23 protein-coding genes and 1 pseudogene are annotated in these 26259 nt (G+C 69.6%); 14 read left to right on the top strand and 10 right to left on the bottom strand.

Going from position 1 to position 26259, the window contains the following annotated elements; all coding sequences use genetic code 11:
* Positions 1-248: 248 nt before the first annotated feature.
* Both BGI51_RS21595 and BGI51_RS21590 read right to left on the bottom strand, forming a co-directional pair.
* Positions 249-563 (bottom strand): EscU/YscU/HrcU family type III secretion system export apparatus switch protein, encoded by a 315-nt coding sequence (locus BGI51_RS21595; RefSeq protein WP_133861112.1) that lies wholly within the window; start codon positions 561-563, stop codon positions 249-251.
* Positions 560-2134 (bottom strand): flagellar hook-length control protein FliK, encoded by a 1575-nt coding sequence (locus BGI51_RS21590; protein ID WP_187979698.1) that lies wholly within the window; start codon positions 2132-2134, stop codon positions 560-562. Before BGI51_RS21590 ends, BGI51_RS21595 begins: the two co-directional genes overlap by 4 nt.
* 107 nt (positions 2135-2241) lie before the next feature.
* Here BGI51_RS21590 and ccmA point away from each other — a divergent pair, with 107 nt between their 5' ends.
* The 9 genes and pseudogenes from ccmA to BGI51_RS24230 form a co-directional block, all read left to right on the top strand.
* Positions 2242-2847: a cytochrome c biogenesis heme-transporting ATPase CcmA gene (gene ccmA, locus BGI51_RS21585; protein WP_187979697.1), complete on the top strand. Its 606-nt coding sequence runs from the start codon at positions 2242-2244 to the stop codon at positions 2845-2847.
* Positions 2844-3515, top strand: a complete 672-nt coding sequence (gene ccmB, locus BGI51_RS21580) for a heme exporter protein CcmB (protein ID WP_187979696.1) — start codon at positions 2844-2846, stop codon at positions 3513-3515. Before ccmA ends, ccmB begins: the two co-directional genes overlap by 4 nt.
* A 10-nt stretch (positions 3516-3525) precedes the next feature.
* A complete protein-coding gene (locus tag BGI51_RS21575) occupies positions 3526-4272 on the top strand; it encodes a heme ABC transporter permease (protein WP_133861108.1) in 747 nt (248 codons plus the stop codon).
* Positions 4269-4445 carry a heme exporter protein CcmD gene (gene ccmD / locus BGI51_RS21570; RefSeq protein WP_187979695.1) on the top strand — a complete coding sequence of 59 codons (177 nt, stop codon included), beginning with the start codon at positions 4269-4271 and terminating at the stop codon, positions 4443-4445. The genes BGI51_RS21575 and ccmD overlap by 4 nt, the downstream gene beginning before the upstream one ends.
* The gene (gene ccmE, locus BGI51_RS21565) at positions 4442-4897 is read left to right on the top strand and encodes a cytochrome c maturation protein CcmE (RefSeq protein WP_187979694.1); all 456 of its coding nucleotides are present in this window, start codon (positions 4442-4444) and stop codon (positions 4895-4897) included. Before ccmD ends, ccmE begins: the two co-directional genes overlap by 4 nt.
* Positions 4894-6855, top strand: a complete 1962-nt coding sequence (locus BGI51_RS21560) for a heme lyase CcmF/NrfE family subunit (RefSeq protein WP_187979693.1) — start codon at positions 4894-4896, stop codon at positions 6853-6855. Before ccmE ends, BGI51_RS21560 begins: the two co-directional genes overlap by 4 nt.
* Complete coding sequence (locus BGI51_RS21555) at positions 6855-7388, top strand: DsbE family thiol:disulfide interchange protein (RefSeq protein WP_187979692.1); 534 nt, start codon at positions 6855-6857, stop codon at positions 7386-7388. Before BGI51_RS21560 ends, BGI51_RS21555 begins: the two co-directional genes overlap by 1 nt.
* Positions 7385-7843 (top strand): cytochrome c-type biogenesis protein, encoded by a 459-nt coding sequence (locus tag BGI51_RS21550; RefSeq protein WP_133861103.1) that lies wholly within the window; start codon positions 7385-7387, stop codon positions 7841-7843. Before BGI51_RS21555 ends, BGI51_RS21550 begins: the two co-directional genes overlap by 4 nt.
* Positions 7837-7944, top strand: a pseudogene (locus BGI51_RS24230) (hypothetical protein); the annotation flags it as partial. The gene BGI51_RS21550 and the pseudogene BGI51_RS24230, both read left to right, overlap by 7 nt.
* Before the next feature lie 17 nt (positions 7945-7961).
* On the opposite strand, the gene BGI51_RS24225 reads toward BGI51_RS24230, so the two are convergent.
* The gene (locus BGI51_RS24225) at positions 7962-8396 is read right to left on the bottom strand and encodes a hypothetical protein (RefSeq protein WP_437179465.1); all 435 of its coding nucleotides are present in this window, start codon (positions 8394-8396) and stop codon (positions 7962-7964) included.
* Between BGI51_RS24225 and BGI51_RS23680 the strand changes: the two genes are divergently transcribed.
* Positions 8292-9020, top strand: coding sequence for a tetratricopeptide repeat protein (locus tag BGI51_RS23680; RefSeq protein WP_437179458.1), 729 nt, complete (start codon positions 8292-8294; stop codon positions 9018-9020). The two genes, BGI51_RS24225 and BGI51_RS23680, sit on opposite strands and share 105 nt — an antisense overlap.
* Before the next feature lie 35 nt (positions 9021-9055).
* The gene (locus BGI51_RS21540; RefSeq protein ID WP_187979691.1) at positions 9056-9952 is read left to right on the top strand and encodes a hypothetical protein; all 897 of its coding nucleotides are present in this window, start codon (positions 9056-9058) and stop codon (positions 9950-9952) included.
* On the opposite strand, the gene BGI51_RS21535 is transcribed toward BGI51_RS21540, so the two are convergent.
* Complete coding sequence (locus BGI51_RS21535) at positions 9878-11983, bottom strand: NAD(P)-binding protein (RefSeq protein ID WP_187979690.1); 2106 nt, start codon at positions 11981-11983, stop codon at positions 9878-9880. The genes BGI51_RS21540 and BGI51_RS21535 overlap by 75 nt on opposite strands.
* Before the next feature lie 170 nt (positions 11984-12153).
* On the opposite strand from BGI51_RS21535, the gene BGI51_RS23675 reads away from it, so the two are divergent.
* From BGI51_RS23675 to BGI51_RS21525, 3 genes are read left to right on the top strand one after another with little or no spacing between them, the layout of a single operon-like run.
* A complete protein-coding gene (locus BGI51_RS23675) occupies positions 12154-13023 on the top strand; it encodes a serine/threonine protein kinase (protein ID WP_252977154.1) in 870 nt (289 codons plus the stop codon).
* On the top strand, positions 13023-18758 hold the full coding sequence (locus BGI51_RS21530) for a response regulator (protein ID WP_252977153.1): 5736 nt from the start codon (positions 13023-13025) through the stop codon (positions 18756-18758). Before BGI51_RS23675 ends, BGI51_RS21530 begins: the two co-directional genes overlap by 1 nt.
* Before the next feature lie 6 nt (positions 18759-18764).
* Positions 18765-19679, top strand: coding sequence for a diguanylate cyclase domain-containing protein (locus BGI51_RS21525; RefSeq protein WP_133861098.1), 915 nt, complete (start codon positions 18765-18767; stop codon positions 19677-19679).
* Here the strand turns inward: BGI51_RS21525 and BGI51_RS21520 are convergent.
* The 6 genes from BGI51_RS21520 to BGI51_RS21495 all read right to left on the bottom strand — a co-directional run bounded on the left by BGI51_RS21520 (position 19676) and on the right by BGI51_RS21495 (position 26259).
* Entirely contained in the window at positions 19676-20722 is a 1047-nt protein-coding gene (locus BGI51_RS21520; protein ID WP_187979689.1) for a GGDEF domain-containing response regulator, read from the bottom strand. The two genes, BGI51_RS21525 and BGI51_RS21520, sit on opposite strands and share 4 nt — an antisense overlap.
* Before the next feature lie 96 nt (positions 20723-20818).
* Positions 20819-21856 carry a chemotaxis-specific protein-glutamate methyltransferase CheB gene (gene cheB, locus BGI51_RS21515; protein WP_187979688.1) on the bottom strand — a complete coding sequence of 346 codons (1038 nt, stop codon included), beginning with the start codon at positions 21854-21856 and terminating at the stop codon, positions 20819-20821.
* Positions 21853-24039 carry a hybrid sensor histidine kinase/response regulator gene (locus tag BGI51_RS21510; RefSeq protein ID WP_187979687.1) on the bottom strand — a complete coding sequence of 729 codons (2187 nt, stop codon included), beginning with the start codon at positions 24037-24039 and terminating at the stop codon, positions 21853-21855. Before BGI51_RS21510 ends, cheB begins: the two co-directional genes overlap by 4 nt.
* Complete coding sequence (locus BGI51_RS21505; RefSeq protein ID WP_187979686.1) at positions 24036-24563, bottom strand: chemotaxis protein CheW; 528 nt, start codon at positions 24561-24563, stop codon at positions 24036-24038. The genes BGI51_RS21510 and BGI51_RS21505 overlap by 4 nt, the downstream gene beginning before the upstream one ends.
* Positions 24560-25807 (bottom strand): CheR family methyltransferase, encoded by a 1248-nt coding sequence (locus BGI51_RS21500; protein WP_187979685.1) that lies wholly within the window; start codon positions 25805-25807, stop codon positions 24560-24562. The genes BGI51_RS21505 and BGI51_RS21500 overlap by 4 nt, the downstream gene beginning before the upstream one ends.
* On the bottom strand, positions 25804-26259 hold the full coding sequence (locus BGI51_RS21495; protein ID WP_133861092.1) for a chemotaxis protein CheW: 456 nt from the start codon (positions 26257-26259) through the stop codon (positions 25804-25806). Before BGI51_RS21495 ends, BGI51_RS21500 begins: the two co-directional genes overlap by 4 nt.

The following is a 26259-nucleotide window of genomic DNA, read 5'->3' as shown; positions in this document are numbered from 1 at the left end:
CACCCTCACCCCAACCCTCTCCCGGAGGGAGAGGGGGCTGTTCGAGTGGGCGTTCATCTCCACCAGCCGCGGCAAGATCGCGATCAGCCTGCCCGTGGAAAACCGCATGGCGTTTTCCACGGGCAGGCCGACTCGAAGGGTGGATAAGGCTGCGCCGTTATCCAGGCTACACGGCAGATCGCGGCCATGGGCCGTTCCTACTGGCCCCGGCCGCATCGGCGGGCCGCCATGGCCGTGAGGACCGATTCCTACGGCATCCTTTCCCAACCCGGCGACAGATCCGGCTGGTCGGCCAGATGCGCCGGGCACTTGCCCTTGAGGTGCCAGGCGAAGGCGATGATCTCGGCCAGGGTGCGATAGAGCGCCTCGGGGATCTCGGCGCCCAGTTCCAGGCGCGCCAGGATGCGCACCAGGTCGGCGTTCTCGTAGATAGGCACCTCGTGCTCCCGGGCCGTGGCCAGGATGAGTTCGGCCAGTTCGGCATCGCCCTTGGCGGAGAGGATGGGGGCGCTGCTGCCGTCATAGGACAGCGCGATGGCCTGGCGGGCGGCGGTTGTACTCATGCGGTGTCGTCGATCCAGCGTTGTTCGAGGGTGGTGCGCGGATGGCGTGCGGGACGGCCCTGGCGGCTGCTGAGGTCGCCGACCACGAAGCCGGCCGCCAGCAGGCGGTCGCGCAGATGGGGCAATTCGGTATCGATCAGCGTCGCGGTGGCGCCTTTTTCCGCCCAGAATTCGCTCGACAGCCGGCCGCTGGCCAATTGCGCCCGCACCTGCAGCGGGCCCAGCGGCGCCAGGTCGAAGGCCAGTTCCACCTTCCACAGGCTGTCGCGGGCTTCACCACGGTTATCCGGCGGTGGTCGTTCTTCCTGGAAGCGCACCTGCACCGCGCCGAGGCGCTCGCCATCGCGCCAGGGAATCTCGGTCTGCCAGGTGGACAGGTAGTAGCCATCGGGCAGGACCTGGGTCTGGGCCAGGCTGGCCAGCTGGTGGGTCTGCAGGCGGGCGATGACGCCCGTGGCCAGTTGCAGCAATTCGTCGAGTTCGGCGTTGGCGGCACTGAGGCCGCGACCATCGCGTTCGCCCAGGGGAAAGTCCAGGGCGGTGGGCTGGCGACTGGCGGTGGCGGCGTCCCCCAGCGCCCGGCGCAAGGCATCGGGCAGATTCTGCTGGGCGGTCTGGATCGCGACCTGGGGATTGCGCAGGGCCTCGCCCGGCACGCTGGCCAGCAGGCGATCCACCAGGCGCAGCAGGTTGGCCTTGAAGTCCTCCTGGAGATCGGGACCGCCGCGATCCAGCAATTGCTGCTCCAGTTGCAGGCCACTGCGCGCCAGGGCGCGGGCCCAGCCCTGGGGCGTGCCCAGGGCCTCGGTGGTTTCCAGATTGGCCAGCAGGGACTTGAGCGCCGCGCCCACCGACGGTGGCAGCTCTGCCTCGGGGACGTCTTCCAGCCATTGCAGCAGGGCATTCATCGACAGCTGGCGCTGCCCCTGGCCCTGCAGTTGGCGATTGATGTCGAGCTGGTCGAGGCGCTGCGCCATGGGCAGCACCGTGACCTCCTGGCTGTCCTTGATCACCACGGTCAGCAGACTGCCCACCGGTACCGGGCGGGGTGATTCCAGCTTGAGCTGGCGACCTTCGAGACTGGAACTCAGGGCCTTGGCGATCACCTCGTAGGTGGGCGTCGCGCCAGGTGGCTGTTGCAGCAGGCTGCTCAGCACCCGCAATTGCAGGGTCGTGCCCACCGGCAGCTGGCGCAGATCCAGCTGCTGCAGCGGCGGCGGTGGTGCGTCGCCCTCCAGGCTCTGCAGCAGCACCGCCAGCTGGGTGGAGCCGAGGGTGCTCACCAGCAATTGGCTGCCCACCGGCAAGTTGTTGGTCGGACTCTGGGTGGTGAGCAGGACGCTGCCACCCTCGGCCAGCTGCAGTTGCAGCAGGAACTGGAAGCTCTGGCCGGCCGGACGGGTGGCGAGTACCTCGGCGGTCGCGGTGCTGCCGGGCGGAATCAGGTCGTCGAGGGATTGCAGGGCCTGCAGGATCTGCGCCCCCGCGTCCGATGCCTGCGCCGCCGCGGCCCGGACGGGCAGGGCGGGCGTGACGCCGACGCTGGGTTGGATCGCGGAGATGGAAGTCATCGGGCAGGTCCGGTGGAATCGCCTGTGTATAATGGCGCGCCTTCAAGGGCGTGTGCCGGGTTAACGGCCAGCGCCCGACCGACTTTAGTGCCGTGAGATCCCCTGTCTTGAATCAGCCCCTGCTCGACGCCGTCGCGCTCCGTTGCGAACGGGGCGGTCGCCTGCTGTTCGACGACCTGAGTCTGAGCGTGGCGGCGGGCGAGTCGCTGCGGATCGGGGGCGTCAACGGCTGTGGCAAGACCAGCCTGCTGCGCATCCTGGCGGGACTGCTGCCGGCGGACGCGGGTAAGGTGCGCCGGCCCGCCGCGGCCGAACTGCTCTGGCTGGGCCATGCGCCCGGCATCGCCGAGGGGCTGACGGCGGTGGAAAATCTCCACAGTCTGGCCAATCTGTGGCGCCCGACCACGAGTGAGGCCTGCCGGGTCGCCCTGGCAACGGTAGGCCTGGCCGACTGGGCGGACGAGCCCTGTGGGCAGTTGTCGGCCGGCCAGCGTCGGCGCGTTGCCCTGGCCCGGCTCCAGTTGCCCGAACCGCCGCGGCTCTGGCTGCTGGACGAACCCTTCACCGCCCTCGACGCCAGCACCTGCACGCAGCTGGAAGCGCGCCTGCGCGCCCATTGCGCAGCAGGCGGCGCCCTGGTACTGACCAGTCACCGCGAACTGGAGGTCGTCCCCGAAGGGCATCGGCTGCTCTGGCTGGACGGTGGCCGATGAGCGGCGCCTGGTTGGCCTTCCTCAGGCGCGAAGGGCGCCTGGCCTGTCGCCGTCCGGCGCTGTGGCTCACGCCCCTGGCCTTCCATGCCCTGGTGGTGACCCTCTTTCCCCTGGCGCTGGGCCCCGATAGCCAGCAGCTGGCCGCCCTGGCACCAGGCCTCCTGTGGATAGCACTGCTGCTGGCCTTGCTGCTCGGCCAGGAAGCCCTGTTTCGCAGCGACTGGCAGGATGGCTCGCTGGAGCTCTGGCTGCTGGCACCCCAGCCCCTGCCGCTGCTGGTACTGCTCAAGCTGCTGGTGCACTGGTGCTTCGCCGGCCTCGGCCTGGTGGCCCTGACGCCGCTGCTGGCGCTGATGCTGGGGTTGCCCGCCGCGGCCCTGCCGGCGACCCTGGCGGCCCTGACCCTGGGCAGTCTGGCCCTGACCCTGATCGGTGCCATAGGCGCGGCCCTCACCGTGGGCCTGGCCCGTGGCGGGCTGCTGCTGGCGCTGCTCAACCTGCCGCTGCAGATCCCGGTGCTGATCCTGGGCGCCAGCACCCTGGACGCGGCGCGTCTTGGCCTGCCGGTGACGGGACTGCTGCTCTGGCTGGGTTGCCTGACTCTGCTGGCCCTGACCCTGGCGCCCCTGGCGGTCGCCGCCGGCCTGCGCATCGGCGCGGCCCAATGACGAGGACGACATGAACTGGACCTGGCTGCACCGCCTGGGCTCTCCCGCCATCTTCTATCGTTTGGCCGGCCGCCTGCAGGGACCCTGCCTGGCGCTGGCCGGGGTGCTGCTGGCCGTGGGTCTGGTGTGGGGGTTGTTCCTGGCCCCGCCGGACTACCAGCAGGGCGACAGCTTTCGCATCATCTATGTGCATGTGCCGGCCGCCTTTCTGGCGCAGTCCTGCTATCTGCTGCTGGCGGTCGCCGGAGCCATCGGCCTGGTCTGGCGTCTCAAGCTGGCTGACGTGGCCCTGCGCGCGGCCGCGCCGATCGGCGCCTGGATGACGGTGATCGCCCTGGCCACGGGGTCGCTGTGGGGCATTCCCACCTGGGGCACCTGGTGGATCTGGGACGCCCGGCTCACCTCGATGCTGGTGCTGCTGTTTCTCTATCTGGGCGTGATCGCCCTGGGGCAGGCCATCGAGCATCGCGAGAGCGCCGCCCGTGCCTGCGCCATCCTGGCCCTGGTGGGCTCGGTCAATCTGCCGATCATCAAGTATTCGGTGGAGTGGTGGAGCACCCTGCACCAGCCGGCCACCTTCAGCCTGGTGGCGCGGCCACCGATGCCCGCCGCCATGTGGCTGCCACTGCTGGTGATGGTGCTGGCGTTCTATCTGTTCTTCGCTGGCGTCTTGCTGCAGCGGATGCGCCTGGAGGTGCTCAGGCGCGAGTGGCGCAGTCGCTGGGTACGCCTGGAACTGGGCGAGGAGGGCGCGTGAGCGGAGTGGAATGGGCGCAGGTCCTGGGCATGGGCCGCCACGGCCTCTATGTCTGGCCGGCCTTCGGCCTGACCCTGGTCATCCTCGGCGGTCTGCTGCTGCACGGCTGGCAGGCGCGTCGCCGACTGCAGCGGGCCTTGCGCCAGCGCTGGCGGCGGGAGCGGCGGCCATGAATCCGGTCCGCCGTCGACGGCTGCTGTGGATCCTGCTGCTGTTGCTGGGCGTAGGGGGCGCGGCGGCGCTGGCCCTCAGCGCCCTGGAGCAGAACATCAACCTCTTCTATACCCCGAGCCAGATCGCCCGGGGCGAGGCGCCGCCCGCTACCCGCATCCGCGCCGGCGGCATGGTGGAGAAGGGCAGCCTGGTACGCGCCGCGGATTCCCTGGCGGTGACCTTCGTCATCACCGACTTCCAGCAGGAGGTGCGGGTGAACTATGCCGGCATCCTGCCGGATCTGTTCCGCGAAGGGCAGGGCGTGGTGGCCCTGGGCCGCCTCGACGACCAGGGGCGTCTGGTCGCCGATCAGATCCTCGCCAAGCACGACGAGAAATACATGCCGCCCGAGGTGAGCCAGGCGTTGCGCCAGGCCGGGCGACCGCTGGACGGCGCGAGGCCGACGCCATGATCCCGGAACTCGGGCAACTCTGCCTGCAGCTGGCGCTCATCATGGCCCTGGTGCAGGGCACCCTGCCACTGCTGGGCGCCTGGCGCGGCCAGGCCGACTGGATGCGCCTGGCGCGCCCGGCCGCCCTCGGCCAGTGGCTGTTCCTGGCACTGGCCTTCGCCGCCCTGACCTGGGCCTTTCTGCAGGACGACTTCTCGGTGGCCTATGTGGCGGCCAACTCCAACAGTCGCCTGCCCTGGTACTACAAGGTCAGCGCCACCTGGGGCGCCCACGAGGGGTCCCTGCTGCTGTGGGCGCTGATCCTGGCGGGCTGGAGTCTGGCGGTGGCGTGTTGTTCGCGGTCCTTGCCCCAGGCCCTGCTGGCGCGGGTGCTGGGCATCCTCGGGCTGGTGGCCACGGGATTCCTGACCTTCCTGGTGGCCACCTCCAATCCCTTCGCGCGCCTGCTGCCGCAATTTCCGCGGGAGGGCAACGACCTCAATCCGCTGCTGCAGGACCCAGGGCTCATCCTGCATCCGCCCATGCTGTACATGGGCTATGTCGGTTTCTCGGTGGCCTTCGCCTTCGCCCTGGCGGCTTTGCTGGAAGGGCGCTTGGACGCCGCCTGGGCGCGCTGGGCACGGCCCTGGACGCTGCTGGCCTGGGCCTTTCTCGGCTGCGGCATCGTGCTGGGCTCCTGGTGGGCCTACTACGAGCTGGGCTGGGGCGGCTGGTGGTTCTGGGATCCGGTGGAAAACGCCTCCTTCATGCCCTGGCTGGTGGGCACGGCGCTCCTGCACTCCCTGGCGGTGACCGAGAAACGCGGTCTGTTCAAGGGCTGGACGGTGCTGCTGGCCATCGCCGCCTTTTCGCTCAGCCTGCTGGGGACCTTTCTGGTGCGCTCGGGGGTGCTGACCTCGGTGCATGCCTTCGCCAGCGATCCCACCCGCGGCGTCTTCATCCTGGCCTTCCTCCTGCTGGTGGTCGGCGGCTCCCTGGCGCTGTTCGCCTGGCGCGCGCCGGCGCTCGGCGGGTCGGCGGTTTTCAGCCTGGCCTCCCGCGAGGCGCTGCTGCTGGTCAACAACCTGATCCTGGTGACCGCCGCCGCTACGGTCCTGCTCGGTACTCTCTATCCCTTGATCATCGACAGCCTGACCGGGGCCAAGCTGTCGGTGGGGCCGCCCTATTTCAACCTGCTGTTCGTGCCGCTGATGGCGCTGCTGATGCTGGCCTTGGGCGTCGGGGTGCTGGTGCGCTGGAAAAGCAGCCCGGGGCGCTGGCTGGTGCGCCTGCTGGCGCCCGTCCTGCTGGCTTGCGCCGTCCTGGCGGGGCTGGCCGGCTGGTGGCTGGACCAGCCCAGGACGGCGATCCTGGCGGTGCTGGCGCTGGCGGCCTGGATCCTGCTGACCGCGCTGCGCGACGTGCTGGGCAAGGTGGTGGCGCTGGGCTGGCGCCGTGGCCTGGGCAGTCAGCCACGCAGCTACTGGGGCATGCACCTGGCCCACCTGGGGCTGGCGGTGCTGGCCCTGGGGGTGGTGCTGGCCAGTCAGCTGGATGTGCAACGCGATCTGCGCCTGGCGCCGGGCGAGCACGTCGAACTCCAGGGCTATCGCTTCGGCTTCGCTGGCACCCAGCATTACGAGGGGCCCAATTTCAGCGCCGAACGCGCCCTGCTGCAGGTCGAGCGCGAGGGGCGGGTGGTCGCCCTGCTGACCCCGGAAAAACGCCGCTATCTGGCCAGCGGCGCGGTGATGACCGAAGCCGCCATCGACGCCGGCCTGACCCGCGATCTCTATGTGGCCCTCGGCGAGCCGTTGGGGCAAGGCGCCTGGGCCGTGCGCCTGCAGATCAAGCCCTTCGTCCGGCTGATCTGGCTCGGTGGCCTGCTCACCGCCCTGGGCGGCCTGCTGGCCCTGGCCGATCCGCGCTATCGCCGCCGGCGATCCTCTTCCCCTGCCGCTGCCGCGGAGTCCGCCTGATGCGTCGTCGCCTGTTGCTCTGCCTGCCACTGCTGGCCTTCCTGGTGCTGGCCGGCTTGCTCTTTCGCGGACTCTATCGCGATCCCCAGGCCCTGCCGTCGGCGCTGGTCGGCCAGCCGTTTCCGGCGTTCTCGCTGCCGGGCGTACAGGACCAACGACTGTTCACCCGGGAGGATCTGCTCGGCCGCCCGGCGCTGGTCAATGTCTGGGGCACCTGGTGCGTGGCCTGCCGGGAAGAGCATCCGGTGCTCACTCGCCTCAAGGCCGAGGGCGTGGTGATCCATGGCATCAACTACAAGGACGACCAGGCCAGCGCCCGCCGCTGGCTGGCGGAATTCCACGATCCCTACCAGCTCGATATCCGTGACGACGAAGGGCGGCTGGGGCTGGACCTGGGTGTCTATGGCGCGCCGGAGACCTTTCTCATCGATGCCCGCGGCGTGGTGCGCTATCGCCATGTCGGGGTAATCGATCAGCGTTTCTGGGACACCGACCTCGGGCCGCGCTACCGGGCCCTGGTGGCGACGCCATGAGGGTCGGCTGGCTGCTGCTGTTGCTGGTCTGGTCGACCCTGAGCCACGCGGCCATCGACCCCTATGGCTTTCGCGACGACGCCGAACGCGCGCGCTTCCAGGCGCTGACCCGCGAATTGCGCTGCCCGAAATGCCAGAACCAGGACCTGGCCGATTCCAATGCGCCCATCGCCGGCGATCTGCGCCGCGAGATCCAGCGCCTGATGGCGGCCGGGCAGAACGATGACGAGATCGTCGCCCACCTGGAGCAGCGCTATGGCGAATTCATCCGCTATCGGCCGCCCTTCGAGGGTCGCACCCTGCTGCTCTGGCTGCTGCCGGGCCTGGGTCTGCTGGGTGGCGCCGGGCTGCTGCTGGTCCTGACGCGGCGCCGCCGCCCGGAGCAGACGCTGAGCGACGCCGAACGCCAGCGACTGGCCGCGCTGCAGGCCGAGGAGGAGGAGCCAGGATGCTGACCTTCTGGGGGCTGGCCGGACTGCTGCTGATCCTGGCGGTGCTGATCCTGCTGGTGCCGCTGCTGCGTGGTGGACGCGTCCTGGCGGACCAGCGGGCGGTGCTCAATCGCTCGCTCTATCAGGAACGCCTGGCGGATGCCAGGGCGCGGGCCGCACGGGGGAGCTGGACACCCAGGCGCTGGCGCTGGCCGAAGCCGAGGCGGGCCGCAGCCTGCTCGCCGACAGTCCGGTTGAGGGCTCTTCGCCGCCGCGCTACGGCCGGCGCCTGGGTATCGCGGTCGCCCTGGGCGGCCCGGCCCTGGCCCTGGGGCTCTATCTGCTGCTCGGCGCCTGGCCGGCGCTGCAGCTGAGCCAGCGCCTCGCCGCGGCGCCGGCTTCGCCCCAGGCGCTGCTGGCCGACCTGCAAGCGGCGACGCGACTGCAACCCCAGGCGACCGACAACTGGTATCTGCTGGCACGGGCCTATGCCGGCCTGGGTCGCTACCAGGATGCCGTGGCCGCCTTCGAGCAGGTCATCCAGCGCGATGGCCGGCGCGCGGAAGTCCTCGGGCAACTGGCCCAGGCCCGTTTCTTCGCCGCAGGGCGTCAGCTGGATGCGCGCACCCAGGCCCTGGCCGACGAAGCCCTGGCCGCCAATCCTGGCGAGCCCACCACCCTGGGTCTGCTGGGCATGGCCGCCTACGAACGAGGAGCCTACGCCAAGGCGGCCGGCTACTGGCAGCGCCTGGTCGCCGTGCTGCCACCAGGGGATCCCCTGCGCGACACCCTCGCCCAGGGCGTCGCCCGGGCGGAGACGGCGGCGCGGGCCGCCGGTCAGGCGCTGACCACGCCCGGGCTGGACGTGGAGGTCAGTCTGGCGCCCGCGGTGGCGCAGCGGGTGCGGCCCGAGGACAGTGTCTTCGTGCTGGCGCTGGCGGTGGATCAACCCGGCCCACCGCTGGCGGTGCGGCGGCTGAGTGTTGCCGATCTGCCCCGCCGGGTGCGGCTGGATGACCGCGACGCCATGCTTCCCCAGCGCAAGCTGTCCGACCATCGACAGATCCGACCGGTCGTGGTGATCGCCCGGGGCGGCGATCCGCTCAAGGGGGACTGGCGACACGAGGGGCCGCCACTGGAGCTCTCTTCCAGCGCGTTCAGCCTAATGCGCATGGAAGCCGCTGATGCCATTGCGCCATGATCGGGCGGAATCTTGATATGCAGGGCAGGGAATGCATGTACACCTATGAAGACGCCGTCGTGGCGACCGGCGAGCTCTGTCGCCAGATCGAGAACGTCCCGGCCCGGCGGCGGGCGGTGCGCGAAGACTTCTATCAGCGTTTTGGCGATACCGACAACGACGGCCTGAGCTATGGCGACTCGGAACTGGCCTTTCTCGACTGGGAAATCCAGGCCGGTGTCCTGGATCCCATAACCGGCAGCGCCTGGTGGCGCAACGTCAATCTGCACTTCATCTACCTGGCCGAGCTGGCCGGCTGCCTGGCGCAGCATGGGCTGCCCGGCGACCAGGCGCCCTATCCCACGCGCTGCTGGCTGACCTTCATCGCCGATCCCACCCCGCGGCACTGGTACCGGGCGCACAACGCCTCCATCCTGGCCGGCTTCGCCCTGCATCAGGCGGACGCGCGCGCGGAGAATGAGGTCGGTCAGCTGTTTCTCAACATCACCCTCTACCGACTGATGTTCGCTCAGGCGCTGGTGGAAGAGGCGACGCTGTTCGCCGAGCTGGGGGCCTTGCTGGCCGATCCGCGCGGCTTCTCGGTCAAGTTGCTGGTCAGCCTGGCCGAGTTCTATCCGCCGCACTATCCCCTCACCGATGCGGATCGCGAGGTGATCGAGGGCCACGGCCTGGGTATCGAGGAGCTGGGCGTACGCCTCATGGATGGCTGGATTCGGCTGGAATTGCCTCGCCTCTACAGCGAGGCCGCGGTCTGGAACCAGGCGCCCGAGCTGCTGGACTACCTGGATGGCACCGCGCCGTGCTATCCGCCTGCCGTGGAGCGCTGCGCCGAGCGCGCAGCGATCCAGGCGGTGGCGCTACTGGAAGGCGTCCTCGCCGGGCAGGACCTCGCGGTGGCCGAGCAGGGCGCGAGCGGTCTGCAGGCCGGATAGGGTCGCCGATTCCACGCAGCCCATGTTGAAGCCGTTGTCGATCCAGTCGCCGGTCAGATAGAGGTTGCGGCAGACGCTGCCGTCGGTGGCCAGGCGATAGCGGCTGCTGCCGGCCACGCTCTGCACATAGCGCTCGCTGGGATCGACGTTGGCCCGCCAGTATTGATAGTCGAAGCGCGCCGGCCCCTGGACCTCGGCGGGCGCCAGCAGGAAGTCCCAGCGATAGCCCGCGGGGGTCACGGCTGCCGGCCAGTAGGCGCCCAGGTTGCCGTTCATGAGGTCGAGGAAGGCCTGCTTCACCTTGGCAGCCTCCTGCTGCGGATAGTCATCCTTTTTGCCGATGGGCGGGGCAGCCTTGGCAGCGAAAACCCCGCAGAAATAGCTGATGTCCGCCGGTGGCGTGCCGCTCGACCAGTCTTCGCGGTCCACCAGGTAGCTGACATCCGCCCAGGAGTCCATCGCCTGGGCGGCGAAGCCCAGCAGCTCGGGCGCCTGCCCACCCTGAGGCGAGCCACTCCAGCCCAGTTGCCAGGCGTCGCGGTTCTGCCAGAGCTGTACCGCCTGGGTGGCGACGGTGGCCACCTGCCGGCTCATGCGCGCGAATGCCGGGTCCAGGGCGCACAGGCTGGGGGCGAGGTCGGCCAGGCCGGCCACGGAGATCCCCAGCACCACCTCGTCGAAGTCGCGGTCGACCTGCAGCTCCAGCTGCTCGACGCCCTGCCAGCCGCTCCAGTTGGATTCCAGATTGATCTGGCCGTCCTGCAGCTCCCGGGCGATCTGCTCGTCGAGCTGCTCGTACAGCGGCGCCGAAGGCCAGCAGGGCAGACCCTTGACGTCCACCAGCGGTTGGTAGGCGTCGCCCTTGAGGGTGACCTGGCGCTGGATCTGCAGGCGCGTCACCCGTGGTCCCTGACCGTCGTCGGCGGCTTCGATGGCGGTGACCTGGTGGAAGAAGCGGAAGTCCACGCCACGGCGGGCGAGCACCTCGTAGTAGGGCGCGAAGACCACATCACCCATGCCGGCCTGCATGCGCCAGATGAAGGAGCCCTTGGCCGTGGTCAGGGCCAGCAGGGCGGCACGCAGCACGGTGCCGGCCTCGACGTCGGGCTGGGCGAGGTCGCCGTCGCGATAGGCGAAGATGCCGCCGTGCAGGGACTTGAGCACCGCGCTGTCCAGGGTCGCGGCGCTGGCGCCGTGCCGGCTCAGCCAGGCCTGGAAAGTCTCTTCGTTGAGCGCTGCGAAGCCCTTGGCATAGACCTCGTCGGCGAGCATGCCGATCAGCACGGTCAGGCCGAAATCCATCAGCAGCCACAGCCGGTGGGCCTTGACGTGGGTCTGGCTGCGGTCGTGCAGGATGTCGCCGAGCAGGCCGCGGAGCCTGCGCAGCAACGCCAGCAGCACGGGATGGTCGACGCCGTCGGGCAGCGCCGTGCGGGCCTGCCGTAGTTGGTGCTCCGCCTCTTTGAGTGCCAGCTCCTGCAATTCCTCGCGGCAGTGCGCGCGCAGCCGGGCGAACAGGCCGCCTGGCGCGGCCGCCGCCGGGGTGTCGTCCACCTCGCCCAGCCGCAGCAACCACTCCAGCAGATCGCCGAGGGCCGCCATGAAGGGCTTGGGATTCCAGCCCTCGCCGGGCTTGCCGGGCAGGGCCAGGGTATCGATGGGCCAGGTGGTCCACTGTCCCTGGAAGGCATCGGCGAAGGCGGTATGGGAATGCGCGAAGAAGGCCTCGTCGAGGGTCGCCAGGGGTGCGCCGGCAGGCCGGTCCAGTTCCTCGTAGCACTGCCTCAGGCTGTGGAAGGCGTTGTAGTAGAAGCCGAACCAGACATGGATGCCATGTTCCTCGATGCGCTGGTGGTCGGTCGCCTTGCGTCCGCTGGCCCCCTTGCCGCCGAGACGCCAGCCCTGCTGGTACAGGGTGATCTGGTAACGGTCCTGCCAGTTGGGCTCACTTGTAAGACGAAAGGCGGTGGTGACGGCGGACACGCCGCCGCCCAAGATGGCGATCTTGCGGACAGAAGGTACGGCGTCCATGCGTATTGCTCCGAAGTGTGCAAATTGTTGCACCAGTGGACGTAAGCCAAATGATGGCTAGGGTAATATCACTTTATCGAAAAGTTCCCTTGAGACTTTAGCAAGGCAACGGAAATAGTTGAGGCGCTGGCCCGGTATCGCCCGGTCGGCCGAGGATCGAGGCGAACGCGGTGTTGAGGATTCCAGGCTACAGCTGCAAGACGCGGGTGAGCGAAAGCCGCCATGCCCTGATCTACCGCGGCACGCGCCTGGCCGATGGTCAGCCGGTGATCCTCAAGCAGCTGGCCGCCGACTATCCCACGCCCCAGGCCCAGGCCGGGCTGCGCCATGAATTCGAACTGACCCGCCGGGCCAGTGCCAGCGGGGCGGTGAGCGCTGCCCTGGAACTGCTGGAATACCAGGGTCGTCAGGTGCTGGTGCTCGAAGACATCGGCGGCACCGACCTCGCCGGGTTGCTCGCCGCCGGGCCGCTGGCGCTGGACGACTTCTTCGACTGGGCGCTGGCCATCGTCCGTGCCCTGGCGCGGCTGCACCGGTTGCGTATCGCCCACAACGACCTCAATCCGCGCAACATCGTCTGCAACTGCACCACGGGCAGCCTGCGGCTGACCGATCTGGGCATCGCCACGGCCTTTGGCACCGTCCAGGGCAGCGATGCCCGCCTGGAGGGCTCGCTCACCTATCTGGCCCCGGAGCAGAGCGGGCGGACCGGGCGCCATCAGGACTATCGCAGCGACTTCTATGCGCTGGGCGTGACCTTCTACGAGATGCTCGCGGGCGAGCCACCGTTTCGCGCCCAGGACCCGCTCGAACTGGTGCATGCGCACCTGGCGATGCGTGCGCCCTCGCTGGTCGAGCGGGTGCCGACGGTACCGCCGATGCTGGCGGCGCTGGTGGACAAGCTCATGGCCAAGGCCGCCGAGGAACGCTACCAGGGCTGCTACGGCATCCTGCGCGATCTGCAGCGCTGCCAGGCGGCCCATCAGGCCGGCGAGCGGGGGGCTTCGCCCTGGGCGAGCAGGATCCGCCGGCACGCCTGATGCCGGTACGCACCCTGCAGGGGCGCGGCGCGCCCCTGCGTTTGCTCGAAGAGGCGCTGGCGCGGGCGACCCTGGGCCGGATCGAAGCCGTCTTCGTCAGTGGCAGTTCCGGGGTGGGCAAATCGGCGCTGGTGCAGTCCTTCGTCCGTCGCCAGGGCGAGCGGGTGCTGCTCGCCCACGGCAAGTTCGAGACCCTTGGCAGCGGCGTGCCCTATGGCGCCCTGCGCCAGGCCGTGCGCGAGCTGGTCGAGGTCGGGCAGAGTCTGGGCGAAGCCTTTGCCGACCGCCTGGTCGAGGCTCTGGGTGGCAACGCCGGGGTGCTGACCGAGGTCTCGCCCGAGCTGGCCACCTGGCTCGGGCCCCAGGCACCGGTGGCCGAACTGCCGCCACTACAGGCCGAACAACGCTTCGACGAAGCCGTGATCGCGCTGCTGCTGGCCTTCGCCGTGGACACCCGTCCGCTGCTGCTGTGGCTGGACGATCTGCAGTGGGCCGACAGCGCGTCGCTGCGCCTGATCGAGCGCCTTCTGGCGCGGACCGACCAGGGGCCGTTGCTGCTGGTGGCGACCCATCGTGAAGAACAGCTCGCCGGCAGCGCCCTGGAGCGCCTGCTCGGCGCGGCGCTGATCCGTACCCTGTCGCTGGGTCCGCTGTCGCGGGTGGAGATCGAGCGCCTGATCGCCGAACTGCTGCCGGCACCGGCGGCGGAGCAGGCGGCCCTGGCCGGGCTCTGCCTGGACAAGACCCTCGGCAATCCCTTCTTCATCGAGCAGTTGCTGCGCAGTCTGCAGCAGGAAGGCCTGCTGGAGTTCGACGGCGAGCAGGGTCAGTGGCACTGGGAGCTGGCGCGGCTGCAGGCCCTGGACGTCTACGACAATGTCGTCGACTTCATGGTCGGCAAGCTCAAGGAGCTACCGGCGAGCACCTCGCAACTGCTGCAGTGGGCAGCCTGTCTGGGCACCCATTTCTCCAGCGATCGCCTCGCCGCGCTGATGGCGGAATCGCCCGCGGACATCCGCCGCCTCTGCCAGTCGCTGGTGCAGGAAGGCCTGCTCACCGAGCCCGAAGGCGGCCCGGCGGGGGAACAGACGCCCACGCACTACAGTTTCCTGCACGATCAGGTACGCCATGCCGCTCACTCGCTGCTGGCGCCTGCCGAGCGCGAGCGGGTCCACCTGCGCGCCGGTCAGCTCTATCTCGCCGAAGGCAGCGCCACGCGGCTGGACGCGGTCAATCACCTCAACCTGGCGCTGGCGCTGATCGAGACGCCCGCCGAGCGGCTGCAGCTGCTGGAACTCAATCTGGACGCCGCGCGCAAGGCGCGCCAGGCCAATGCCTATCCCGCCGCCCAGGAGTTTCTGCGCACGGCGGTCGCGCTGATCGACGATGCGGCCTGGGAGAGCCGCCATGAGCTGCTGTTCCAGCTGCATCGGGAATGGGCCGAGGTCGCGCACCTCTGTGGCGATGCCAACGAGGCCCTACGCATCTGCGAAGTGCTGCTGCCGCGGGCGCTCACCATCTTCGAGGAAGCCGGGGTGCGGGCCCTGCAGATCGACCTCTACAGTGGCCTCGGGCGCTTCACCGAAGCCCTGGTGGTGGCCAAGGCCGGCCTCCAGGTGCTGGACGAACCCTGGCCGGAAGCGACGGACGCCATCAACCAGGCCATCGGCGCCGACAGCGCCGAGGTCGAGGCCTGGCTCGCCGAGCGCAGTCCGGCGGCGCTGCTCGACCTGCCACGCATGGAAGATCCGCGTGCCCAGTTGCTGATCCGCCTGCTGGGCCTGCTCTGGGGGCCGGCGATCAACGTCGACCTGCCGATGAGCCTGCTGGCGGTCATGCGCATCGTCAAGCTGTCGATCCAGTACGGCAATGGCGATCTCTCGCCCTTCGGCTATGCCAACTACGGCTCGCTGCTGTCGGCCTTCCACGGTCGCTACGAACTGGGTTACCAGGTCGGGCGCCTGGCCGTCGACCTGGTCGACCGCACCGGCAATCTGCCGCTCAAGTGCAAGGTCTACACCATGTTCGCGGTGACCAACAGTCCCTGGTCGAGCCCCATCGCGGACAACGTCGCCCTGCTGCGCGAGGCCCTGGCCGCCGGTCAGCGCACCGGCGAGATCATCTTCACCGCCTACAGCGCCTTCCACATCCTCAAGCACCTGCAGCACGCCGGGGCCCCGCTGGACGACATCCTCGGCGAAACCGCGGAGATCGAGCGGATCCTGCTGGGCATCGGCGATCCCAACACCCTGGAGATCTTCACCATCCTGCGCCAGTCGCTGCGGCTGCTGCAGGGGCTCACCCCGGGTCAGGAGAGCTGGGACGAAGAGGGTCAGGACGAAGCGGCGCTGGTGCGGCAGATGCAGGACAGCGGCCATGTGCTCTGTCTGAACTACTACGACTTCAACAAGATGCAGGCGGCGCTGCTGTTCCGCCGGCTGCCCCAGGCGCGGCAGCACGCCGAAGCCATGGAAGCCTCGCTGGCGGCGAGCTTCGGCTGGTTCAGCATCGCCGAGCACGCCTTCTATCAGGCGCTGATCCTGCTGGCCGAGAGCGAACTGGCGGGTGAGGCGCTGGCCAAGGTCGAGATCGCCCAGGAACGGCTGAACGGCTGGGCCGCGCACTGCCCGGAAAACTTCGCCCACAAGCGTGACCTGGTGGCGGCCGAGCGGGCGCGCCGCGAGGGCCGGGTCGAAGCGGCCATGGATCTCTACGAACAGGCACTGGAATCCGCGCGGTTGCACGGCTTTCGCCAGGGCGCGGCGCTGGCCGAGGAACTCTATGGGCGCTTCTGGCTGGAACAGCAGCGTCCGCGGATCGCCCGGACCTATCTGCAGGATGCCCAGCGCAGCTATCTGCACTGGGGCGCCGCGGCCAAGGCCCAGGCGCTGGAGAACGAATTCCCCCACTGGTTGCGCGCGGCCGAGGCCACCGCCCTGACGGTGCAGCGCACCCAGGGCCAGGCCACCAGCGAGATGATGCGGCTGGACTGGCTGTCGGTGCTCAAGTCGCTGCAGACCATCTCCAACGAGCTGGCGCTGGATCAGTTGCTGGCGCGGATGATGCGCATCATCCTGGAGGAGGGCGGCGCCCAGCATGGCCTGCTGCTGTTGCCCGAGGGCGGTCGCTGGCTGGTGCAGGCCTCGATCTGCAGCAGCTCGGCCGAGCCCAAGGTGCTGCAGGGGCTGCCACTGGCGCTGAACGAACAGGACTCCGGCGAGGGCCTGGTGCCCCTGACCCTGGTGTCCCACGTGATCCGTCACCGCGAACCGGTGATCCTCGATGACGCCGCCCGCGCCGGCCGCTTCGTCCGCGACGTCTACATCCGCGCGCGGCGTCCGCGCTCGGTCTGCTGCCTGCCGGTGCTGCGCCAGGGCCGCCTGATCGGCATCCTCTATCTGGAAAACAACCTGCTGGCCCAGGCCTTCACCCCGGGTCGGCTGCAGGTGCTGGGCATCCTGGCCACCCAGGCGGCGATCTCCCTGGAGCACGCGCAGATCTACGAAACCCTGGAGCAGCGCGTCGGCGAACGGACCCTCGAGCTGGACCAGGCGCGCATCCGGGCCGAGGAAGCGGCAGCGGCCAAGTCGCTGTTCCTGGCGACCATGAGCCACGAGATTCGCACCCCGCTCAATGCGGTGATCGGCCTCAGCCGCCTGACCCTGGGCACCCGGCTGTCTGGCGAGCAGCGTGGCCACGTCGGCAAGATCCTCGACTCCGGCGAGACCCTGCTGGGGGTGATCAACGACGTGCTCGACTATTCGCGCAACGAAGCCGGCGGTACCCAGCTCGAACAACTGGGCTTCAACCTGGCCAAGGTGCTCGAACGCACGCTCAATCTCTGCGCCATCAAGGCCCACGAGAAGGGCGTCGAACTGGTGCTGGATTGCGGTCCGGACATTCCCCTGGCGCTGGAAGGCGATCCGCTGCGCCTGCAGCAGGTGCTGGTCAATCTGCTGAGCAATGCGGTCAAGTTCACCGAGCGGGGCCATGTGCTGATCCGCGTCGGTGCCGTCTGCGAAGCGGGTCGTGCCCATTTCAGCCTGGCGGTGGAAGACACCGGCATCGGCCTGGCCGAGGCGCAGCAGGCGCAACTCTTCCAGCCCTTCACCCAGGCGGATGGCTCCATCAGCCGTCGCTATGGCGGTACCGGCCTGGGCCTGGCGATCTCCCGCCAGCTCACCGAACTCATGGGCGGCACCCTCGAGGTCCATAGCGAAGCCGGGCGCGGCTCCTGCTTTACCCTGCGTCTGACCCTGCCGGTGGTGGGCGAGCCGGAGCGGCTGCCCAGCCAGACGCCGCGGCAGGTCCTGCTGGTGGACGACCACGGCCTGGCCCGGCGCACCCTGGGGCAACGCCTGCGCGAACTGGGCATGCAGGTGGTGGAAGCGGAATCCACCGAGCAGGCCCTGGCGGCCATGGCCACGGCGGTCTTCGAACTGGCCATCGTCGATTGGCGCCTGGGCGCCGAGGACGGCCTGGCGCTGGCGCGCCAGTTGCGCTTCCGTCAGCCGGAGCTGGCGCTGACCCTGCTGGCCTCGCCCTACGAGGCGGAAGAGGTGCGCAGCCTGGGCGAGGATCTGCCAGGTCTGGAACTCCTCGACAAACCGGTCACCGGTCCCGCCGTGCAGCGACTGCTGTCCGGGCTGGGCCTGACACCGGTGACCGCGCCGACGGTGGGCCAAAGCGTGGTGGATCTGCAGGGCATTCGCCTGCTGCTGGTGGACGACAACGCCATCAACCGCCAGGTGGTCATCGGCTTCCTGCAGGGCAGCGGCATCCTGATCGACGTGGCCGAAGATGGCCAGGCGGCGCTGGACCAGCTGGAGCGGCAGCGCTACGACCTGGTGCTGATGGACGTCCATATGCCGCGCCTGGACGGTCTGTCGGCCACCCGCGAATTGCGCACCCGCCCGGCGCTGGCCGCGCTGCCGGTCATCGCCATGACCGCCAACGGCCTGCCCGGCGATCGCGAGCGGTGCCTGGATGCGGGCATGAACGATCACCTGGTCAAGCCGCTCGATCCCGCCGAGCTGTTCCGCATCATCGCCGCCTGGGCCAATCTCGAGCAGCTGCAGCGCGCCGAGCGCAAGGCGGTGGAAGAGGGGGGGGATGTGAAGGAGGTCGGCGTGCTGGCGCGCGCGCGGGCCAGTGCGGTGCTCGAACCCGAGTCGGCGCTGCGCCTGCTGCGCGGCAGCGCCGAGCTCTATGAGCAGCTGATGCGGGATTTCCGCGTGCAGCAGGCCGAATTGCCTGGGCGGATCGCCGCCTGGCGCGCGGCCGACGATGTCACCGCCCTGTTCGAATGCGCCCACGGCCTGCAGGCCACCGCCGCCTATGTCGGCGCCTTGGACTTGCAGGAAGCGGCGCAACGCCTGACCACCCGGATCCGGCTGGCCCAGCCCATCGGCGAGGAGGTGCGCCGCCTGCAGGCCGAGGCCGAGCGGTGCCTGGCGTCGCTCGACGAGATCCTGGTCGAGGTCGCCGGCGGCGAGGAGGCCGCCGTCGAGGAACTGGAAGCCCTGCTCGAACGCCTGGTCGGACTCCTGCAGACGTCGGATTTCGCTGCCGAGGAGGTGCTCGACACCCTGTTGCGCGCCTGCGTGAGCACCCCGCACAGCGCCGACGTGGTACGGATCCGCGAGTGGGTGAACGACGTCGAGTTCGAACATGCCGCCGATGCCACCGCGGATCTGCTGCGGCGAGTGCGGCAGGCCGGACAACGGTCGGGATAGTTGCCGATGGAGGGGCGTCGTCCCGAGCTGCCGTTGATCCTTATCGTCGACGATCAGAAGAGCAATCTGCGCGTCCTCGGCGATCTGTTGCGCAACGAGGCGCGCATCATGCTGGCCAAGAGCGGGGTCCAGGCACTGACCAAGGCCGCCCGCGAACACCCGGATCTGATCCTGCTGGACGTGGTGATGCCCGGCATCGACGGCCTGCAGCTGATCCAGCTGTTCAAGCGCCGCGCCGAGACCAGCGCCATCCCGGTGATCTTCATCACCGCGGCCAACGACCTGCACCGCGAGGTGGAGTGCTTCGAGCTGGGCGCCAGCGACTTCATCCAGAAGCCCTTCAATCCACTGGCCGTGCTGGCGCGGGTGCGGCTGCACCTGCAACTGGCCCGTCAGCGGCGGCTGCTGGAGGAATTGGCGCACATGGATCCGCTGACTGCGGTGGGCAATCGCCGTCGCTTCGACGAGCAGCTGACGATCGAGTGGCAGCTGGCGGTCAGCCGGCGGGGTTCGCTGGCCATCGCCATGCTCGATATCGATTACTTCAAGCAGTACAACGATACCCACGGCCACGGCGCCGGGGATCAGGCGCTGGCGCGGGTCGCCCAGGTGCTGGAGCAGCGCATCCGCGAGCGGGACTGCCTGGCGCGCTATGGCGGGGAGGAATTCGTGCTCCTGCTACCGGGCGCCACGCGCACGGCGGCGGAAGCGGTGCTGGAGCGCTGCCGGCAGGGCATCGCCGAGTTGCGCATCGCTCATCCGCTGGCGGAGGACCGCCTCTGGCTAACCATGAGCATGGGCCTGGCCTGCTGCAATCCGACCCCCGAACAGACTCCGGACGGGCTGCTCAAGGCCGCCGACAACCTGCTCTACCAGGCCAAGGCCGAAGGGCGTAATCGCCTGGTCAGTCGCAGCTTCTAGCCGGTTGGCGAAACGCCCTGGGCCGCCAGCTCCTTGCCGCCCTTGACCAGATGCACCCGGTTGCGGCCTTCGGCCTTGGCCTGGTACAGCGCCTGGTCGGTGCATTCGATGAAGGCTTCGTGATCGTCGCCGCTCTGCGGCTGGATGCTGCCGACGCCGATGGAGATGGTGACGAAACCGAGGTCGCTGCCGGAGTGCGCCACCTGCAGCCGTTCCACCCCGGCACGGCAGGCTTCGGCGACCTTGAGCGCGCCTTCGGCATCGGTCTCCGGCAGCACCATGGCGAATTCCTCGCCGCCGTAGCGGGCCACCAGATCGGCCGGGCGCTTGAGTTGCTCGGTGAGCACCGCCGCCACCTTCTTCAGGCAGAGATCGCCGCTGAGATGGCCATAGGTGTCGTTGTAGCGCTTGAAGTGGTCGACATCGCACAGCAGCAGCGCCAGCGGCTGGCGATTGCGCCGGGCGCGCAGCCATTCGCCTTCGTAGGTCTGATCGAAATGACGGCGGTTGTTGATGCCGGTGAGGCTGTCAATGGCCACCAGCTTCTGCAACTGGATATTGGCTTCGGCGAGCTGGCGCTGGCTCTCGCGCAGGAAGCGAAAGGCCTCGTCGCGCTGGGCGCGCAGGACGTGGGCCTCGGAGTGGTAGCGCACCCGCGCCAGCAGTTCCAGCTTGTCGGGCAGCTTGACCAGATAGTCGTTGGCACCAGTCGCGAAGCTCTGCGCCTTGACCTGGGGATCCTCCTTGGAGGAGAGCACCACGATGGGCACGTCGCGCAGGGCCGGTTCGGCGCGGAAGCGCCTGACCGTTTCCAGACCGTCGATCTCGGGCATGATCAGGTCCTGCAGGACCACCGTGGGCTTGAGTTGCAGGGCCATGTTGACCGCCTGGTGCGCGTCCAGGCAGTAATGCAGCTCGATGTCGGGCTGATCGGCGATCATCCGCCGCAAGGCTTCGATGATGATCAGCTGATCGTCCACCAGCAGCAGGCGCACCTTGGGTGCGGTCAGGCTATCCTGGGCGTTACCCTCATGCGTGGCCATTACTGCGAGTCCTTGTGCGGGCGGGGTCGGGCGTCCCGCGTCTCTTCTTGGCCAATCCCTGCCACTGCGCCGTCCAACGCTCCTGTTGGCGACCTTTCATGTCATGTTACGCGAGCCGTTGCCGAAGCGTCTTTGCAGCCAGGCGCCGATCTGCGCGGGGCTGAGAATGCGCTCCGCGGCGCCCATTCTAACCGCAGCCGCGGGCATGCCGTATACGGCACAGCTGGCCTCGTCCTGGGCCAGGGTCGGGCAGCCGCTCTGGCGTAGGGCATAGAGGCCGCTGGCGCCATCGCGGCCCATGCCGGTCAGCAGGATGCCCAGGGCCTTGCTGGCCCGCAGCGGGTGGCTGGCGAGCTGGGTAAAGAACACATCCACGGAGGGACGATAGGGGTAGTCCACCGGCTCGGTGGTATAGGCGAAGCGGCCGCGCTCATCCAGCAGCAGGTGGTCGTCGCCCAGGGCCACGGCGACGTGGCCGGGCTCCGGCAGGGCGCCGGGCATGGCGGCGGTGACCGGCCAGGCGATCTGGGTGCCGAGCCAACCGATGAAACTGGGGGCGAAGCGGCGGTCGATATGTTGCACCAGTACCACGCTGGCCTCCTGGGTGGGCGCCCAGGCCTCGAACAGGCTGACCAGGGCCGCCGGTCCACCCGTGGAGGCACCGATGGCCACCAGGCTGTCGCGGGTGGCCTCGGCCGCGGTGCTCGGCGTGGCAGCGCTGGCCTGGGGCGGGCGCGAGGCCCGTTCGGGCAGTCGCACCAGAGGTTCGATACGGGCGATCTTGCGCAGCAGGGCGCCACCATCGGCACCGCCGCTCAAGGCCGGGGTAGCGGTCACGTCGAGGGCGCCGGCGCCCATGGCGCGAAACACCCCTTCGCAGTCGTCGGGGGTGGCGGTGACCATGAGGATGGCGCAGGGCGACTGCGCCATGATCCGGCGCGTTGCCTCGATGCCGTCCAGGCGGGGCATCTGCAGGTCCATGAGGATCAGATCCGGGCGGTCCTCGGCGCAGCGCGCCACGGCTTCCTCACCGTCATGGGCGATCCAGGCGACCGTATGGCGCCCGTCGCCGATCAGCAGGCGACGCAAGGCCTCGGTGGCAAGCAGCAGATCGTTGACGATGGCGATTCTCATGGCGCTCCGATGAGGTCCTGCACGGCGGTGATCAGGGCGTCGTCGTGGAAGCTGCCCTTGGTCAGATAGTAGTCGGCACCGGCCTGCATGCCCTTGAGCCGATCTTCCGGGCGATCCTTGTAGGAGACGATCATCACCGGCAGGGCATGCAGACGCGGATCGCGGCGCACCAGTTCCACCAGCTCGATACCGTTCATGCGCGGCATGTCGATGTCCGATAGCAGCATGTCGAATTCACCGGCGCGCACGGCGTTCCAGCCGTCCATGCCGTCCACCGCCACTTCCACGTGATAACCCTGGCCTTCCAGGAGCTTGCGCTCCATCTCGCGCACGGTGAGGGAGTCGTCCACCACCAGGACTCGCTTGACCCTGCGGTTGTCCGTGGCCGCGCCGCTCTGCACCTGCCGCAGGCGGCCCTCGCCGAGCAGTCGCTCGATGCCGGTGAGCAGGTCGGCCACGTCCAGCAGGAGCACCGGGCTGCCGTCGTCGAGCAGCGCCCCGGCGATGACCGAGCGCAACTTGCCGAAGATCTCGTCCAGCGGCTTGAGCGCCAGGCCCTGTTCGCCGCGCAGGCGATCCACCACCAGCCCGTAGCGCCGGTCACCACCACCGATCACCAGCACGGCGAGATCGCCGCTGGGCGGCGCGCCATCCAGCTCCAGCAGCTGATGCGCCGCGACCAGCCCCAGGCGATCCTCGCCGAGCAGGAAGAAGGCCTTGCCCTCCAGCGAGTGCACCTCGGCCGGATCCAGGCGCAGCACCCGTTCGATGCGATTGACCGGCAGGGCATAGGCCTCGCCGGCGATGTCGACGATCAGCGCCCGGACGATGGAGCGACTGACCGGTACCAGCAGGTGGGTACTGAAGCCCAGCCCCGGCCGGGTTTCCAGGCGCACCTCGCCATCCAGGGCGCGAATGGCGTCGGCCACCACGTCCAGGCCCACCCCGCGACCGGACAGCTCGGTCACCGTCTCCTTGAGACTGAAGCCGGGCAGCAGCAGAAACTCCAGCAACTCCGCCGGGCTCAGCTCGGCGGCCACCGGCGCCGGACTAAGGCGCCGGGCGATGACCGCGGCGCGGATGCGCTCCAGGTCCAGGCCGCGGCCGTCGTCGTGCAGGCTGACCTGCAGGCGGCCGGCGACATGGCGGGCCTCCAGGCGGATCTGGCCGCACTCGGGCTTGCCCAGGGCGCGGCGTTCGGCCGGGGTTTCCAGGCCATGGTCGACGGCGTTGCGCAAGAGGTGATTGAGCGGGCTTTCCAGTCGCGCCAGCACCTCCCGATCGATCAGGGTGTCGGCGCCGTCCACCTGCAGCATGGCGTCCTTGTCCAGGCCCCGGGCCAGGTCGCGCACCAGCCGCGGAAAGCCCTGGACGGCATCGCGCAGCGGGCGCATGCGCACCCCCAGCACCTCGTCCAGCAGACCCTGGCAGACCCCGAGCAGGCGCCGCTCGTAGGCTTCCAGCGCCTGCAGCTGCTGCTGATAGCGATCGAGCAACCCTTCCTGGCGCTGACGCACTTCGCTGCTGACCGCCTGGGCCTGGCCGAACAGGCCCTGCAATTCCGCGCGATAGCCCTGGAAACCCTGGACCAGGCCATGCAGGCCGAGGCCCATGACCCGGGCTTCGCTGGTGAGGGCGAGAATCTGGTTGAAGCGACCGCTGTCCACCCGCAGCGGGTCCCGGCCGCGCTCGACGTCGGGGGCTGGTTCTTCGGGTACGACGGGCGCCGGCGCCGACTCACGGGGGGCGCCTGCGGCCGCTGGCGGCGGATCGCCCGCGCCAGCGCTCAGCGCCTGCGCCAGCGCCCGCTGGCTATCGCGCTGTTCGCGCTGCCAGCGGGCGCTGGCGGCCTCGTCCAGGCGACTGACCTCGCCGAGGACGTCGACGCAGCGAAACAGCCGATCGAGGTCCGCCGGGCCGAGCTGGCGACGTCCGGCCTGGACCGCGACCAGGCAGTCCTCCATGGCGTGGGCCAGCTCCACCAGGCCGTCGAGGTCGACGATGCGCGCCGCGCCCTTGATGGAATGGGCCGCGCGCATCATCGGCTCGATCACCCCGGTGTCGCTGGGGTCGCGCTCCAGGCGCAACAGACCGGCATCCAGCGCCTGCAGATGACTCTGCACCTCGCTGGCGAAGAGATCGTAGAGCGACATCTCGCGCACATCGCGCGGCGGCTGACTCATCGCAGCGCCTCTTCCAGGGCCCGCTCCAGGCGCGTCAGCTCGAGCAGGCCGACCTGGTGCGCGCCTTCGCGATAGACGCCGCCCAGGTAGCTGAGCAACTCGCCGCCCAGGGTGGCTGGCGGCGGCTGCACCTCGCCCGGGGCATAGCGCTGCAGGCCCAGCACCTCGTCGACCTGCACCGCCCAGTCGCGGCGCCCGACATGCAGCAGCAACAGGCGCGGAAAGCCGCGGGTCTGTTCAGCCGGCGCCACCGCCAGCAGCAGCTCCAGGGCGATGCAGGGCTGCAGCTGACCGCGCACCGGGACGATGCCGCGCAGCAGTGGCGAGCGCCGGTGCGGGACGCGGTGCACGGCGGTGGGTTCGGTGGCGGTCACCAGGCAACTGCCCGGCAGCCCCAGCCATTCCGCGCCGAGGCGAAAGACCAGCGCACTGGCCGAGCGCGCCTGGCGATCGTCCAGCGGCTCGGCATAGTGCTCGGCCCAGGCGGCGCGCTCCAGGGCGCTGAGTTCACGGTTCAGGCTCATGCCTCGTCACCGGCGCGGGTCTGGATGCGCGCGGCCCGTTCGCGCAGGCGTCCGGCTTCGTCGAGTCGGCCGGCTCTTTCACAGATCAGCGCCAGGCGACAGAGGGCGGGGTAGTGGCCTGGCTCCAGATAAAGTGCCTGGCGCAGCGCCCGCTCGGCTTCGGCGGCGCGGGCGTCGGGCAGGATCAGCGCCAGCAGGAAGTGGGCACCGGCCTGGCTGCGATCCGTCTCGAGCAGGTTGCGCAACAGCGCCTCGGCTTCGGTGCCGCGCCCGGCATCGGCCAGGCGCCGGGCTTCTTCGAGCGGCGCAGGGGCGGCGGAGACGGGGGTAGCCGGGGCAGGTGAAGGCGTGCTTCTGGCGCGCAGGCGCGCAGGCAGGTTCGCCGCCGCGGGTGGGCGCGGCGCGGCCTTGCGCCGTGGCGGCGCAGCCGGTGTGGGCGGGCGCGGTTGTTCGGGGGCGACGGCCTGACGTTTGACCAGGGCGGAGGCGTGGGCCACGCCCAGGCTGGCGAAGCCGTGGCGCATGGCGCTGACCATCTCCGAACTGCCGACGCAGAGCAGGCCGTCGTCGTGCATGAGCGCGGCCAGGTGACTGAGGGCGCGGCCCTGGGTCTGGTCGTCGAAATAGATCAGCAGGTTGCGGCAGAGCACCACGTCGAAGGCGGTGCCGTCGCGCAGGCTGCCCAGCTGCAGGATGTTGCCCTGGCGAAAACGCACTTGGTTGCGCACCCGTTCGGCCAGGCGATGGCGATCGCCCTCGGGTGCGAAATAGCGATCGCGAAAGCTCAGGTCGCGGGCGCGAAAGGAATTGCGCCCATAGAGGCCGCGGCGGGCGCGCTCCAGGGACGGCTCGTTGATATCCACCGCGGTCACCTCGAAGGCCTGGGCCGGCAGGCCGGTGTCGAACAGCGCCATGGCCAGGGTATAGGGCTCTTCCCCGGTGGAGCAGGGCAGGCTGAGCAGCCGCACCGGTGCGCCGCTGCGGGCATGGCGTTCCTGGGCGAAGCGGGCGGCATGGGCGATGGCCTGGGGATCGCGAAAGAACCAGGTCTCGGGAATGACCAGCAGGTCCAGCAGATCGGCGAATTCCGCTTCGTCGTCGAGGACGCGCGCCATGTAGTCCTCCGCATCGCCCTCCTGGCGCTCGCGCAGGCGCTGGCGGATGGCGCGACCGAGCATGTCGTCGGCGATGGCCAGGCCGGTGCGCGCCCGTACCAGGGGCGCCAGCCGGGGATCGAGCTTCACGCGGCCTCCTGGAACAGCAGGGCGGCCAGGGCCGGTGAGAGCAGGCGATCCGGTTCCAGCCACATCCAGAGGCCCTCGGGCGTCTCCAGCACCTCGCCGAGCCAGGGATAGTCGGGTAGTCGGACACCTGCCGGTCGCGGCACGCTGGCGGAGATCCGACGCACGCCGGCGACGCCTTCCACTACCAGTCCGAGCGGCCGGCTGCGGCCATCGGGCAGGGTGAAGTCCACCAGCAGGATGCGGGTGTCCTGGCGCGCCCGGGCACCCGGGCCGCCGCTCATGGCGGTGACATCGACCACCGGGATCGCCGCGCCGTGCAGGTTCATCAGGCCGGCGACGCCCGCCGGCGCAGCAGGGAAGCGGGTGAGCTGCAACAGGGGCAGCACCTGGCGGATCGCCGTCGTCGGCAGGGCCGCCGCGGCATCGGCCAGCTGGAAGATCAGGATCTGCAT

The sequence above is a fragment of the Pseudomonas oryzihabitans genome, from assembly GCF_014522265.1.
In the GTDB taxonomy this organism is placed as follows: Bacteria; Pseudomonadota; Gammaproteobacteria; order Pseudomonadales; family Pseudomonadaceae; genus Chryseomonas; species Chryseomonas aestiva.
Note: the sequence above shows the minus strand (reverse complement) of the source record. Positions and strands in the feature narration are given on the sequence as shown.